This window comes from Thermotomaculum hydrothermale (assembly GCF_016592575.1).
GTDB lineage: Bacteria > Acidobacteriota > Holophagae > Thermotomaculales > Thermotomaculaceae > Thermotomaculum > Thermotomaculum hydrothermale.
In genome coordinates this window covers 1,541,338-1,554,065 of sequence record NZ_AP017470.1, presented here as the reverse complement: position 1 = coordinate 1,554,065, position 12,728 = coordinate 1,541,338, and the positions used below count along the sequence as shown (strand labels likewise).

13 protein-coding genes and 1 tRNA gene are annotated in these 12,728 nt (G+C 37.1%); 13 read left to right on the top strand and 1 reads right to left on the bottom strand.

Translation table 11 applies throughout. From position 1 onward, the window contains the following. The first annotated feature begins 214 nt into the window (after positions 1-214). On the top strand, positions 215-1,528 hold the full coding sequence (locus TTHT_RS07160; RefSeq protein WP_201327289.1) for an MATE family efflux transporter: 1,314 nt from the start codon (positions 215-217) through the stop codon (positions 1,526-1,528). A gap of 31 nt (positions 1,529-1,559) precedes the next feature. Here TTHT_RS07160 and TTHT_RS07155 read toward each other — a convergent pair whose 3' ends face one another. Beyond that, complete coding sequence (locus tag TTHT_RS07155) at positions 1,560-2,891, bottom strand: hypothetical protein (protein WP_201327288.1); 1,332 nt, start codon at positions 2,889-2,891, stop codon at positions 1,560-1,562. Positions 2,892-2,982: 91 nt separating this feature from the next. Between TTHT_RS07155 and TTHT_RS07150 the strand changes: the two genes are divergently transcribed. The 12 genes from TTHT_RS07150 (at position 2,983) to TTHT_RS07095 (ending at position 12,727) form a co-directional block, all read left to right on the top strand. Continuing rightward, positions 2,983-4,140, top strand: coding sequence for a tetratricopeptide repeat protein (locus TTHT_RS07150; RefSeq protein ID WP_201327287.1), 1,158 nt, complete (start codon positions 2,983-2,985; stop codon positions 4,138-4,140). Beyond that, positions 4,140-4,748: a recombination mediator RecR gene (gene recR / locus TTHT_RS07145; RefSeq protein WP_201327286.1), complete on the top strand. Its 609-nt coding sequence runs from the start codon at positions 4,140-4,142 to the stop codon at positions 4,746-4,748. The genes TTHT_RS07150 and recR overlap by 1 nt, the downstream gene beginning before the upstream one ends. Positions 4,749-4,815: 67 nt before the next feature. After that, positions 4,816-5,823 carry a type I glyceraldehyde-3-phosphate dehydrogenase gene (gap, locus tag TTHT_RS07140; protein WP_201327285.1) on the top strand — a complete coding sequence of 336 codons (1,008 nt, stop codon included), beginning with the start codon at positions 4,816-4,818 and terminating at the stop codon, positions 5,821-5,823. A gap of 7 nt (positions 5,824-5,830) precedes the next feature. Further along, complete coding sequence (locus tag TTHT_RS07135; protein WP_201327284.1) at positions 5,831-7,015, top strand: phosphoglycerate kinase; 1,185 nt, start codon at positions 5,831-5,833, stop codon at positions 7,013-7,015. 7 nt (positions 7,016-7,022) lie between these two features. Next, a complete protein-coding gene (gene tpiA / locus TTHT_RS07130) occupies positions 7,023-7,784 on the top strand; it encodes a triose-phosphate isomerase (RefSeq protein ID WP_201327283.1) in 762 nt (253 codons plus the stop codon). Between the two features lie 2 nt (positions 7,785-7,786). After that, positions 7,787-8,260: a preprotein translocase subunit SecG gene (secG, locus tag TTHT_RS07125; protein WP_201327282.1), complete on the top strand. Its 474-nt coding sequence runs from the start codon at positions 7,787-7,789 to the stop codon at positions 8,258-8,260. 54 nt (positions 8,261-8,314) lie between these two features. After that, positions 8,315-8,401 (top strand) — tRNA-Leu (locus tag TTHT_RS07120). A gap of 39 nt (positions 8,402-8,440) precedes the next feature. Beyond that, positions 8,441-8,905, top strand: coding sequence for a putative molybdenum carrier protein (locus TTHT_RS07115; RefSeq protein ID WP_201327281.1), 465 nt, complete (start codon positions 8,441-8,443; stop codon positions 8,903-8,905). Between the two features lie 82 nt (positions 8,906-8,987). Next, positions 8,988-10,661 carry a type II secretion system ATPase GspE gene (gene gspE, locus TTHT_RS07110; RefSeq protein WP_201327280.1) on the top strand — a complete coding sequence of 558 codons (1,674 nt, stop codon included), beginning with the start codon at positions 8,988-8,990 and terminating at the stop codon, positions 10,659-10,661. 1 nt (position 10,662) lies between these two features. Next, positions 10,663-11,895: a type II secretion system F family protein gene (locus TTHT_RS07105; RefSeq protein ID WP_201327279.1), complete on the top strand. Its 1,233-nt coding sequence runs from the start codon at positions 10,663-10,665 to the stop codon at positions 11,893-11,895. 18 nt (positions 11,896-11,913) lie between these two features. Next, positions 11,914-12,336: a type II secretion system major pseudopilin GspG gene (gene gspG / locus TTHT_RS07100; protein ID WP_201327278.1), complete on the top strand. Its 423-nt coding sequence runs from the start codon at positions 11,914-11,916 to the stop codon at positions 12,334-12,336. Then, the gene (locus tag TTHT_RS07095; RefSeq protein WP_201327277.1) at positions 12,278-12,727 is read left to right on the top strand and encodes a type IV pilin protein; all 450 of its coding nucleotides are present in this window, start codon (positions 12,278-12,280) and stop codon (positions 12,725-12,727) included. Before gspG ends, TTHT_RS07095 begins: the two co-directional genes overlap by 59 nt. Position 12,728 lies beyond the last annotated feature (1 nt).

Sequence of the window (12,728 nt, the reverse complement as noted above, 5' to 3'; positions counted from 1 at the left end):
ACCATCCAATAAAAAAGGGCAGGTAAAACCTGCCAGATTGCAAGGAGGTATTTCTACCTTTTTAAATTATTGGATAAAAAAAGAATTAAGTCAAGAACTATTATCTGGTTAGAAATAAAAGCAAAAGAAAGTAATAGGGAATATTAGAAATTTGTTTATACGGGTTTTATATTTTTTGTTTCTTTATTGAAATTGATATGTTAATTTGATTTTGATGAAAAAAGGTGAGTTGACTTTAAAGTATATATTCAAATTCTGGTTCCCAATTGCCCTGACATGGCTTATGATGTCTTTTGAGGGGCCATACACTACAGCTGTAATTGCAAGGTTAAGTGATGCTAAATATAACCTTGCTGCATACGGAATTGCGTTTTCTTTTGCTTTAATAGTTGAAGCGCCAATTATTATGCTTATGACAGCCTCAACAGCACTTGTGAAAAACAGGCAATCTTATAAAAAATTGCGTAATTTTACCTTTCTTTTAAACTTTTTAATCACTTTAATTATGGGGATTGTTCTAATCCCTAAGGTTTTTAATTTTATTACCATTACCCTTATGGGGCTGGAAAAAAGACTTGCCATTCTTGTATACCATGCAACTGCTTTATTACTCCCCTGGCCTGCGGCAATTGGTTTTAGAAGGTTTTATCAGGGAATTCTAATTGCAAACAATAAAACAAAAAGAATTGCTTATGGTACTGTAATCAGGATTCTAACTGTCATAATTTCAACCCTTTTACTTGCAAATTTTACCAATTTTAAAGGTGTTTATGTTGGCGCAATATCTCTTTCCTTTGCTGTGATTTTTGAGGCATTTGTTATATATGCAATGACTTACGAAATTATAAAAGATAGAGTTTTAAAAACAGAAAGTGATTTTAATCTTACCTATGGTTATCTGGCAACTTTTTATATCCCCCTTGCTTTAACCTCTTTTATTGCCTTAGGTGTTCAGCCTATTGTTACCTTTTTTGTTGCAAAAAGCAGGCTTGCCCTTGATTCCCTTGCGGTTTTGCCTGTTGTTACCTCTTTTATTTTTATCTTTAGGAGCATGGGGCTTTCTTTCCAGGAAGTGGGTGTTGCTTTAATGAAATACGATGACGAAAACTTTAACACATTGAAAACATTTGTTTTTATGCTTTCGGTAATTGTTTCTTTTACCCTTGCTGCAATAATGCTTACCCCTGCAAGATATTTATGGTTTCAGAAGGTAGCCGGATTGTCGCCAGACTTAATACCCCTTGCAGTTCAAACCGCATCCATTCTTGTTCTATTGCCTGCTTTAAGCATTTTAATCTCATGGCAGAGAAGTGTTCTTGTAAATGCTGCTTTAACGAGGCATATAACATATGGCACAATTGTTGAGTTTGTATCAATTGTGGTTTTAATGCTTGTTTTTCTAAAAATGAATTTAATTGGAGCGCACGCTGCGGCACTTTCTTTTATTTTAGGAAGGGCAGCGGCAAATATCTATTTTCATCAGATATACAAAAAGGGAATTCGCAACCTTGTTTTGTTAAAGGATTAGCGAATCCCCTTTTAAAATAGGATTTTCTAAATTAATAATTCCAGAGTAATACTCCATAGTTTCCAACAGAAATCCATCTGCCGTTATTTATGTCAGCGGCTACAGGATAGTTTAAGTCTGCAACAGGCCCCTGGTCAGAAAGTGCATCCTGGGAGTAAGAGTATGTATAAACTGATTTGCTTGTGGCACAGATAAAGTTCCCGTTTTCATCCATGCTGAAAGATAGGTAATCCCCTGAGTTCATAGCATCGTATATCTTTGAATTATTATAGTAAAGGCCATATGTTCCAACAGCAACCCAATTTCCGTTATTGTCAATTGCAACTCCAACCATTTCATTCTGTGCTGTTACTGGAGAGTAGTTCTGGTCGTTTACTATAAGGTAATCGTACCCAGAGGCAATAATGTCTCCATAATTATTAATATCTGCTGAATGGTATTCAACAAGTGCTTTTATGTCTTTTATAGCTTTTCTTGTTTTTAATTTTTTGAAAAGCGGGGTGTAATGGTAGTTTAATTTTAATTTTGACTTTGTGCTTTTCTTAATTGAACTTACAGCTATCGGGATATCTTTAAATTTTGATAAATCAACCTTAACCTCTTTTTTCCTTAAAACTTTGGCGGTTTTATTGTTTGTTTCACTTGCATTTCCTAATATTGTTTGAATACTTCCAGTTGCAATAAAATTTCCGAATGTATTTATATCAACCCCGGGCATGTCGTAATAAACAGAAACAGGGTCTGATGAGTATAGATTTACATTGCCATCTTCATCAACATTGCCGTATAAAACCTGCAAACTCCCGGCAACAACAAATTCATCGTAATTGTTTAAGGCAAGCTTGGTAGGCTCCCCTTCATTTGCAACATAGTCTAAAAATACCGGAGTCTGGTCTGCAATTCCTATTAATACACCTTCGTCTGATGACACAACCCATAGCCCATTGTTGTTTATTTTTGCTGAAAGGTATTCCCCCTGACTTGAAGAGTCAAGCTGAACAAGATAGCCTGTTAAATCTCCGTAATATATCCCTGTATCAAATACTGCAATAAATTCACCGTAATCATTTAGGGACACTATTTTATCAAACTCTTTTGGCCCTGTATTCATTGAGATAATGTGGTAATCGAACCTTGAGCCATTGCCGTATGCGATCCCCTTTGAGCCGCATGCAACCCATTCCCCCTTTGAGTTAATTGATGCACCTACAAAGCTGAATCCAGAGGAGATGTCGCATATAAAATCATCGTCTCCTCCTATTACCACTCCCCCGTCAATATAAACACTGTCCGAAGAACAGGACAGGTTGAAAATTAATAGTAAAACCGCAAAAGCAAGTAAAATCAAGTTTTTGTCTTTCATATTGCCTCCTTTTATCTATTCTAAAAAACTATTTTGCAATATTTGTTCCAGATATTATACTAAAACTTGAAAAATATTAATGAGGTGAGAAATGTCACTATTTGGACTGTTTAGAGAGAAAGATTGTGAATTTTATAAACAAAAGGGAGAAAAGCTTTTCCACAAGCAAGACTTTTACAATGCTTTGATAAACTTTGAAAAGGCACTTGAAAAGGATTGCGAACAATCTTTGAAGGAAAAAGTTGAAGAAAAGATTGAAGAATGCAAGAAAAGGCTTGCAGAAAAAAACCTTGAGCTTGCAAAGGCTTACTTTGAGGCTGAGGATTTTGATGAAGCAGTCGGTTTTGCGGAAACATGCATAAAATATGCAGTGGATAAAGGTGTAAAAGAAGAGGCTGAAAATATTATCAGGGAAATTGAGATGGGAGAACTTGAATTACAAAGGGGAAGTAAAAGGGAATATGTTTACGAAGATGTTGAAGATGATGAATATTTTGAGATTATTTCAGAGCATTACCCTGATTTTATAAAGAAAGAATTAGAAGAAAATGATGAATTAAAAAAAATATGCATTGAGATTAATCGTGGCAATCTTGATAAGGCTGAAAAAATTGAGGAGTTCCCTGATTCTTACGCTTCAAACTATATGAAGGTGTTATATTTTTCCTTAAAAGAGGATTATGAAAAGGCTTTTGAGATTTTTAATACTATGTTTAATGAGAAAAAAGATGAATTTACAGAAGCAATGCTATGCGAGTACCTTGAATTAACAAGAAGGCTTGAAAAAGAGGATGATTTAATTGAAAAAGTGCTTGATGTAGGTGGAAATTACCTTGATGTTGTTAAGTTAGCTGCAAGTATATACCTTGAAAGAGATAATTTAGAAAGAAGTGAAGAGCTTGTTGAATATGGGTTTGAGATAATGGACAAACTTAACCCTGACAGGGAGTTGATAGCGACTGCTGGGTTGCTTTACTTTCAGAAGAAAGAATATAAAAAGTGTGTTGATTATTTAGGAAGTTTAAAAGAAATGTATGCCCGTATGGGATACTTTGTCTTTCCGCCTGAAATGGCTATCCCCCTTGCTTATTCATACTCTCAATTGAATAAGCATAATGAGGGGCTTGAATTGCTTTTGCATCTAATTAAAGAAACGAAAGACCCTGAGGCAATAAAGCTTGCTGAAAAGATTGCAGAAAAGTCTGACAGGGAAGACTTGAAAAAACAATTAAAGTATCTGGTGGAGTAATGAGAGGCTATCCTTTAAAAATTAAAAGGGTAATAGAAAATTTGCAAAAGCTTCCAGGAATTGGGGTAAAAACAGCAGAAAGGCTTGCTATGTCTCTTTTGAGGAGAAGCAAAAAAGATTCGATTGAGCTTGCGGAAAGCATTAAAGATATGGTTATGAATGTTAAATATTGTTCAAAGTGCAGGAATTTTTCCGAGTCTGATGTGTGCGATATTTGTTCTTCACCTTCAAGAGAAAAAAATATAATCTGTGTGGTTGAGCAGCCGGAAGACTTTTTTGCAATTGAGAGGGCAGGGGAGTATAGGGGAATTTACTTTATACTTCACGGAAGCATTTCACCTATTGAGGGGATTGGCGCAGAGGAGTTGGGTATAGATTACCTTGTGAAAAGGGTTAAAAATGAGGGGATAAGAGAGGTGATTATTGCCACAGACCCTGATGTTTCAGGTGAAGCAACTGCAATTTACATAGCAAGGTTGCTTCAGGATACAGATGCAGTTGTGTCAAGGATAGCATTGGGAATCCCTGCAGGTGGGCATATTGGCTATGCTGACGAGATAACAATGATAAAAGCCCTTGAAGGTAGAAGAAGGATAATCCTTGAATAAATGTTTTTTTATCTTTTATAATTAAGTGAATGGAATTTTTGTACATAAAAATTGAAAGAGGTGTAATATGACTATCAAATTAGGAATTAACGGTTTTGGAAGAATTGGAAGGTGTGTATTCAGGGCAATCTATGCTGATAAGGATTGCAATATTGATGTTGTTGCTATCAACGATTTAATGGACCCATTTACTTTAGCCCATCTTTTAAAACACGATTCAGTTCACGGCAGGTTTGACGGAACTGTTGAGGCTGTGGAAGACGGCATTATAGTTAACGGTAAAAAGATTATAGTTACGGCTGAGAGGGATTTAAACAACCTCAAATGGGGGGAATTTGGCGTTGATGTTGTATTAGAATCCACTGGAATTTTTAGAGAAAAGAAATACCTTGAGGTTCACTTTGCAAGGGGAGCGAAGAAGGTTGTGTTATCTGCACCGGCAAAGGGAGAGGGTGTTCATACAGTTGTTTTAGGGGTAAACGAAGAAACCTTAACCGACGACATTAACATTGTTTCAAACGCTTCCTGTACAACAAATTGTTTGGCACCTGTTGTAAAGGTTATTGATGAAAACTTCAAGGTTAAAAGAGGCTGGCTTACAACTGTTCACTCATACACAAACGACCAGAGAATACTTGATTTGCCTCACAAGGATTTAAGAAGGGCGAGGGCTGCTGCAATGAGCATGATTCCAACCACAACTGGTGCAGCAAAGGCTGTTGGGCTTGTACTGCCCCACCTTAAAGGAAAACTTGACGGGCTTGCAGTAAGGGTGCCAACCCCAAATGTTTCGCTTGTAGATGTTGTTTTTGATGTTGAAAAGCCAACCACAACTGAAGAGGTTAACAAAGTTTTTAAAGAGGCAGCCGAAGGAAAATTAAAAGGGATTCTTGCATATTCAGAAGAAGAGCTTGTTTCTGTAGATTACAATGGATGCCAGGCTTCATCAACTGTTGATGCTTCCTTTACCAAGGTAATTGATGGCACTTTAATTAAAGTACTCTCCTGGTATGACAATGAAATGGGTTATTCAACAAGGGTAAAAGACTTAATTGTTTATATGATGAAAAAGTGAGGGGGAGATGTCTAAGGCAACTATTAAAGACCTTGATTTAAAAGGTAAAAGGGTCTTTATAAGGGTTGATTTTAATGTCCCCGTAAAAAACGGGGTGGTTACTGACGACAATAGAATAGTAAGCGCACTTCCCACAATCAACTATGCACTTGAAAAAGGAGCAAAGATTATCCTTGCATCCCACAGAGGAAGGCCTAAAGGGGAAGGCTTTGAAGAAGACTATTCTATGAAGCCTGTTTTTTTAAGGTTAAAAAGTGAATTTGGTGATAATGTGTTCTATTCAGAGAAGGTTATAGGGGAAGAGGTTGTTAAAAAGTCGCAGGAGTTAAAAGAGGGACAGATTCTTTTAATAGAGAATTTAAGGTTTGAAAAGGGGGAAAAGAAAAGTGACCCTGAATTTGCAAAAGAGTTAAGAAAACTATCTGATTTATATGTGAACGATGCCTTTGGAACATGTCATAGAAAAGACGCATCTGTTTATGTTTTACCTACACTTTACGAAAAACCTGTTGCAGGTTTTCTTGTTGAAAAGGAAATTCACTATTTTGAAAATGTACTTGCAAACCCTGAAAAGCCATACATTGCTATTTTAGGGGGGGCAAAGGTTTCAGACAAAATCCCGGTAATTGAAAACCTTTTAAACAAGGTTGATTCAATACTTATCGGCGGCGCAATGGCATACACATTTTTAAAGGCAAAGGGTGTTGAAATAGGAAAGTCTATCCTTGAAATGGAAATGGTGGAGCTTGCAGAACAATATATGAATAAGGCAAAAGAAAAGGGGATAGATATTTTTCTTCCTGTTGACCATGTAATTACCGACAAAATTGAGGATGGGAAGGTTGAGATTACCCTTGACGAAAAAATCCCTGAAGGGTTTATGGGGGTTGATATTGGCCCTGAAACCATAGTTAAGTTTAAAGAGGTTATCAAAGGTGCGAAAACTGTTGTGTGGAATGGACCTATGGGAATTTTTGAGATAGATAGCTTCTCAGCAGGCACAATTGCCATTGCAAATGCCATTGCTGAATCTGAGTGTGTGTCTATAGTTGGTGGGGGAGATAGTGCCGCAGCTGTAAAAAAAGCTGGAGTTTTTGATAAAATTTCCCATGTTTCCACAGGTGGGGGAGCATCTTTAGAGTACCTTGCTGGCAAAAAATTACCTGGAATAGAAGTGTTATCTGATAAGTGAGGTTAATATGAGAAAATTGTTTATTGCAGGAAACTGGAAAATGCATAATGGGGTTAAAGATACTGAAGATTTCTTTAATGAACTGTTTAACCTTGTTTCAAACTACGAAAAGGTTGATATAGCAATAGCGCCTCCATTTACCTCAATTCCCAAGGCTGTTGAGGTTTGCAGGACAAAGAGGGTTTTAATTGGTGCTCAAAATATGTATTTTGAGGATAAAGGCGCTTTTACAGGAGAGATTTCCCCTCAATTTTTAAAAGAGTTAAATGTTGATTTTGTAATTTTGGGACACAGTGAAAGAAGGCACATCTTTGGAGAAACAAACGATTTAATTGCAAAAAAGCTGAAAAAGGCTCTTAATGAGGGATTTATTCCTATTTTATGCGTAGGGGAAACCCTTAAAGAGAGAGAGGATGAAAAAACAGAGACTGTATTGAAAGAGCAGGTTGATTCAGCATTCAATAATTTAACCCCTGATGAGGCAAAAAGGGTAATTATTGCCTATGAGCCTGTGTGGGCAATAGGCACAGGGAAGACTGCAACCCCTGAAATTGCAAGGGATGCTCATTTTTTTATTCGCAAAAGGATAAAAGAGTTGTATAATTCCATAGTTGCCGACGAAATTAGAATTCTTTACGGCGGCAGCGTAAAACCAGAGAACGCAAAAAGTTTGTTACAGGTTGACCAGATTGACGGAGCATTGATAGGCGGAGCAAGCCTTAAAGCTCAATCTTTTGCGGAAATAATTAAGATAGGTATGGAGGTATAAAGTTGTACACATTTGTGCTTGTAATTCATGTAATTGTCTCAATTCTTTTAATGGTTGTTATCCTTTTGCAGGACGGTAAAGGTGGAGATGTTGTTTCAGCGTTAGGCGGCGGTGGTTCTCAAAGCGTGTTCGGGGGAGCAGGAGCGGCTCCTTTCTTAACCAAGGCAACTGTTGTGTTAACTGTTATTTTTGCAGTCACTTCACTTTCTCTTGCTGTTTTAAAAACAAGGGAAAGGAAGTCTATCCTTCAATCGATTAATCCAAAGGTTGCTGTTCAGGAGACTCAGGTAGAAAAACCTAAAAAGAAAGAGGGAGCTATTACTCCTGACAAAAAACAGGGTGAGGTTAAAGAGGAGAGTAAAGCAAAAGAAGGTAGTGCAAAAGAGGCAACAGTTAATCAGAAAAATGCTAAAAAAACTAAAGCTGAAGTAGAGCAAAAAAAAGATCAAAAAGAGGCAGATAAGGCTAAAAAATAACTTGCAATTAAAAGGCGATTAAGATAAAATTCTTATCGCTGATTTTTGATGCGTGCCCAGGTGGTGGAATTGGCAGACACGCCATCTTGAGGGGGTGGTGCTCTGTTGGGCGTGCGGGTTCGAATCCCGCCCTGGGCACCATTTTTTTATCCCCGCATTTTTACAATCAAAGAGGAAAACATGCTTAAAAGGATTGTTTCAGGTGGCCAGACAGGGGTTGATAGGGCTGCTGTTGATGTTGCAATTGACTGTAATTTTTCCTACGGTGGCTATATCCCTCAAGGAAGGCTTGCTGAAGACGGGAAAATCCCTTTAACTTACAGTGAATTTAAAGAGTTAGATAGTAAAGATTATTCAGCAAGAACAAAAAAGAATATTGAACACTCAGATGGTACTGTAATTATACACAACGGGAAAATGGGAAATGGAACAAGGTTAACTATTGACTACGCTGAAAAAACAGGGAAACCTATTTTAATTATAGACCTTTCAAAAACAGATATTCAGAATGCAAAACTTTTATTAAAAAGATTTGTTGAGCAAAATAGCATTGAAGTTCTAAGTGTTGCTGGGCCAAGGCAATCAATATCTCCAGAAATTTATAATCTAACTTACAACCTTATAAAATCCTTTCTTTCAGATTAAACTCTTTTTTTTGAAAAAAACCTTTAATCCTGATATTATTTTTAAGAACTATTTAATAAAAAATACCGTCATATGAGGTGTTATGAAAAAGCTTGGTGAAATACTAATTGATAAGGGCAAGGTAGAGAAAACAGATATAGACAGGGCTTTAATCCTCCAGAAGGACAATGGACAAAAAATAGGTAAAATTCTTCTAAGTTTAGGATATATCACTGAAAAAGACCTCGTTGATGCTCTTGTTGAGCAAACAGGAATAAAGTCCTATTTTGGAGAAAGTTTCCCCGATGTTGAGCAAATTGAAAAGATAGAGGAATTATCTTACGAATATTTAAAAAACAAACTAATATTTCCATTAAAGAAAACTGAATCAACCCTTGAGGTTATTATGGATGACCCATTTGATTTTGAGACAATTGCTTCATTAGAAACGCTTTTAAATGTTGATGTTGTTCCCTATCTTGGGGTTGAGTCAGAGATTTTAGACGCTTTAAAAAAGGTTTACGCAGAAGAGCAGGCTATTGACGAAACAGGTGTTTTAGGGGAAATAGATGAAGACAATATTGAGCAGTTAAAAGATTTAGCATCAGAGGCACCGGTTATCAGGCTTGTTAATCAGATGATTTCAAAGGCTGTTGAGATGAAGGCTTCAGATATTCATGTTGAGCCGTTTGAAAAGATTTTAAGAATAAGGTTTAGAATTGATGGGGTTCTCCACGATGTTGACAACCCGCCGAGGAGTATTGCACCTGCTGTTATTTCAAGAATAAAGATTATGTCAAAGCTTGATATTGCAGAAAAAAGGGTTCCTCAGGACGGAAGGATAAATTTAAGGGTTTTAGGAAAAGAGATAGACCTTCGTGTGTCAACTGTGCCAACCCTTCACGGAGAGTCTGTTGTTATGAGAATTTTAGATAAAGGAAGCATAAAACTGTTTGATTTGGGGAAATTGGGTTTCCCGCCAGATACCTATAAAAAGTTTGAAACATTGATAAAAAAGCCTCACGGAATTATCCTTGTTACAGGGCCAACAGGTTCAGGTAAAACCACAACCCTTTATGCTGTATTAAACAGGCTTAATTCTCCTGAAAAAAAGATAATAACAGTTGAAGACCCTGTTGAATACCAGTTAGAGGGTGTAAATCAGATACATGTTAACCCCCAGGTTGGGCTAACATTTGCCTCTGGTTTGAGAACAATTTTAAGGCAGGATCCGGATATTATACTTGTTGGTGAGATAAGGGATAAGGAAACGGCGGAAATTGCAATTCAGGCATCTCTAACAGGGCATTTGGTGCTTTCAACCTTGCATACCAACGATGCATGCGGAGCAGTGACAAGGCTTTTAGATATGGGGGTTGAAGATTACCTTATTTCTTCAACTTTGATAGGTGTGCTTGCCCAGAGGCTTGTAAGGGTTGTATGTAAAAATTGCAGGAAAAAGATAAAATTAACCAAAGAACACCTGTTAGATTTTGGGATTGACCCTTCAAAATATGGGGAGTTGCCAGAGGTTTATACCGCAGAAGGTTGCAAAGAGTGTAACTTTACAGGTTATGTTGGAAGAATGGCTATTTTTGAGCTGTTTATGATAGACGAAAATGTTAGGAAAATGATTCTTGAAAAACCTGATACCCCTAAATTGAAGGCTTATGCAAGAAAGAACGGTATGAGAACTTTAAGAGAAGATGGTTTCTTAAAGGTTATTCAGGGAATTACAACACCTGAAGAGGTTTTAAGGGTAACTCAGGAAGAGTAGTATGGCAAAGTTTTACTATAAGGCGTCCACAAGGGTTGGTGAGATAAAAGAGGGAGAGGTAGACGCTTCTTCCCTTGAAGAAGCAAAGAAAAAAGTTGCCTCAATGGGTTTTATCCCTATTTCAGTTTCCGACAACCAATCCATATCAACAGAAGGGATAAGAAACCTTGATTTAACCTCTTTTTTCAGAAGAAAAAAGAAGACAAAATCCTCTGATGTTTTACTCTTCACTGAAAAACTTGCCGTTTTGCTTCGTTCCGGATTGCCTATAGACAAGAGTTTAAGTTTAATGGTGGAGCTTTCTGAAACAGAAATAATGAGGGATATAGCGTCTTCACTTTTGAAAGATGTAAACTCAGGTAAATCCCTTGCTGAAGCAATGGAGAAATTCCCGGACTTCTTTTCCAAGTTGTATGTAAATATGATTAAAGCAGGGGAGTCAGCAGGGGTAGTTGATATTGTTATGGAGCAATTGCTTGATTATTTAAGGCAGAAAGAGGAATTAAAATCATATGTAATATCATCTTTGATTTATCCTGCACTGTTGCTTGTTGTTGGTGTGTTGACTGTTGGAATACTTGTTGGTTATGTTTTACCTAAATTCCAGGAGATATTTGAATCAATGGGGCAGGAACTCCCTGTCCCCACTCAAATAATGATGGATATTTCAGATTTTTTTGTCACCTACAAATGGCTCATTATACTTTTTATCTTTTTAATCTGGTTTGGATATAAAAAGTGGGTTTCAACAGAAAAGGGAAGGAGAAAGAGAGACGAAATACTTTTAAAATTACCTGTAATAAAAAGGCTTGTCATTGAATCTGAAACTGCAAGGCTTGCATCCACAGCAGGGATTTTAATTACAAGTGCAGTTCCTTTAATTCAGGCTTTGAACATTGTAAGGGAGATAATTTCAAATACCCTGATTAGAGAGGCTTTTGAGCCTGTAATCAAGGGTGCTAAAAAGGGAGAAGGGGTTGCGAGGCCAATGAGGGATGCAGGTATTTTCCCCCCTCTTGCGGTACACCTTATTCAGGTGGGTGAGGAGTCAGGCACATTGGGCAAAATGATGCTTAAAGTAGGGGAGATTTTTCAGGAAAATATAAAAAAGTCAATAAAGGCTTTTGTGTCACTGTTTGAGCCAGCGCTGATTTTAATAATGGGAATTGTTGTTGGCTTGATTGTTGGCTCAATGCTTATGGCTATTTTTTCAATTAACGAAGCACCTTTTTAAAAATAAACGGAGGGCTATATGAGAAGGAATAACAGAGGTTTTACCCTTGTGGAATTGATGGTCGTTATGATTATCATTGCTTTGCTTGCCGGGTTTGTTGCACCTAAGTTTTTCAAAAGGGTGGACGAATCCAGAAGAACTGCAGCGAAAAACCAGATTTCAGCTTTTGAGAGCGCGCTTGATATGTTTTACATTGACACAGGTAGGTATCCTACAAACGAGGAAGGGCTTGAGGCTCTTGTTAAAAAGCCTGAGAATATCAAAAACTGGAAGGGCCCGTACCTTAAAAAGGGTGTACCAAAAGACCCATGGGGAAATGATTATGTTTACAAATGCCCTGGTCAGGATGGAAGGGATTACGACATAATATCTTACGGAGCAGATGGAGCAGAGGGTGGAGAAGGCAACAACGCCGATATCACTTCATGGCAGCAGGAATAAAGGCTTTACCTTAATGGAACTCATGGTGGTGTTGATTATTATCGCCATCATGAGTGCAGTAGTTTATCCATATTTTAAAAAAGGGATGGAGTCTATAAAATCACAGAGGGAAAAGGCTTATCTTGAGCTTTTTTTTAAGAGGGCCCTTATCCTATCAAGGTTTGATAGAAGGGCAAAAATTGTTAGTTTAGGCAATAATGGGAGTTTGCTTTTAGATGGGAAAAAACCTAAAAAATCCATAGATGGGGTTAAAGAATTAAAGATGAATGGGAAGAAGGTTAAATCCATTGCAATACTTCCTGCGTCCTTCTATACAATTACGATTGTTTTTGACAAATACAATTATTCCTTTGACTTGTACACAGGGGAAATTGAGTTGAAAAAAGATTAGT

Coding starts and splice junctions, on each gene's coding strand:
- TTHT_RS07135 (WP_201327284.1), top strand. CDS start 5,831: ATGTCTAAGGCAACTATTAAAGACCTTGATTTAAAAGGTAAAAGGGTC.
- gspG (WP_201327278.1), top strand. CDS start 11,914: ATGAGAAGGAATAACAGAGGTTTTACCCTTGTGGAATTGATGGTCGTT.
- TTHT_RS07115 (WP_201327281.1), top strand. CDS start 8,441: ATGCTTAAAAGGATTGTTTCAGGTGGCCAGACAGGGGTTGATAGGGCT.
- TTHT_RS07095 (WP_201327277.1), top strand. CDS start 12,278: ATGGAGCAGAGGGTGGAGAAGGCAACAACGCCGATATCACTTCATGGC.
- TTHT_RS07160 (WP_201327289.1), top strand. CDS start 215: ATGAAAAAAGGTGAGTTGACTTTAAAGTATATATTCAAATTCTGGTTC.
- TTHT_RS07150 (WP_201327287.1), top strand. CDS start 2,983: ATGTCACTATTTGGACTGTTTAGAGAGAAAGATTGTGAATTTTATAAA.
- TTHT_RS07155 (WP_201327288.1), bottom strand. CDS start 2,891: ATGAAAGACAAAAACTTGATTTTACTTGCTTTTGCGGTTTTACTATTA.
- tpiA (WP_201327283.1), top strand. CDS start 7,023: ATGAGAAAATTGTTTATTGCAGGAAACTGGAAAATGCATAATGGGGTT.
- TTHT_RS07105 (WP_201327279.1), top strand. CDS start 10,663: ATGGCAAAGTTTTACTATAAGGCGTCCACAAGGGTTGGTGAGATAAAA.
- gap (WP_201327285.1), top strand. CDS start 4,816: ATGACTATCAAATTAGGAATTAACGGTTTTGGAAGAATTGGAAGGTGT.
- gspE (WP_201327280.1), top strand. CDS start 8,988: ATGAAAAAGCTTGGTGAAATACTAATTGATAAGGGCAAGGTAGAGAAA.
- recR (WP_201327286.1), top strand. CDS start 4,140: ATGAGAGGCTATCCTTTAAAAATTAAAAGGGTAATAGAAAATTTGCAA.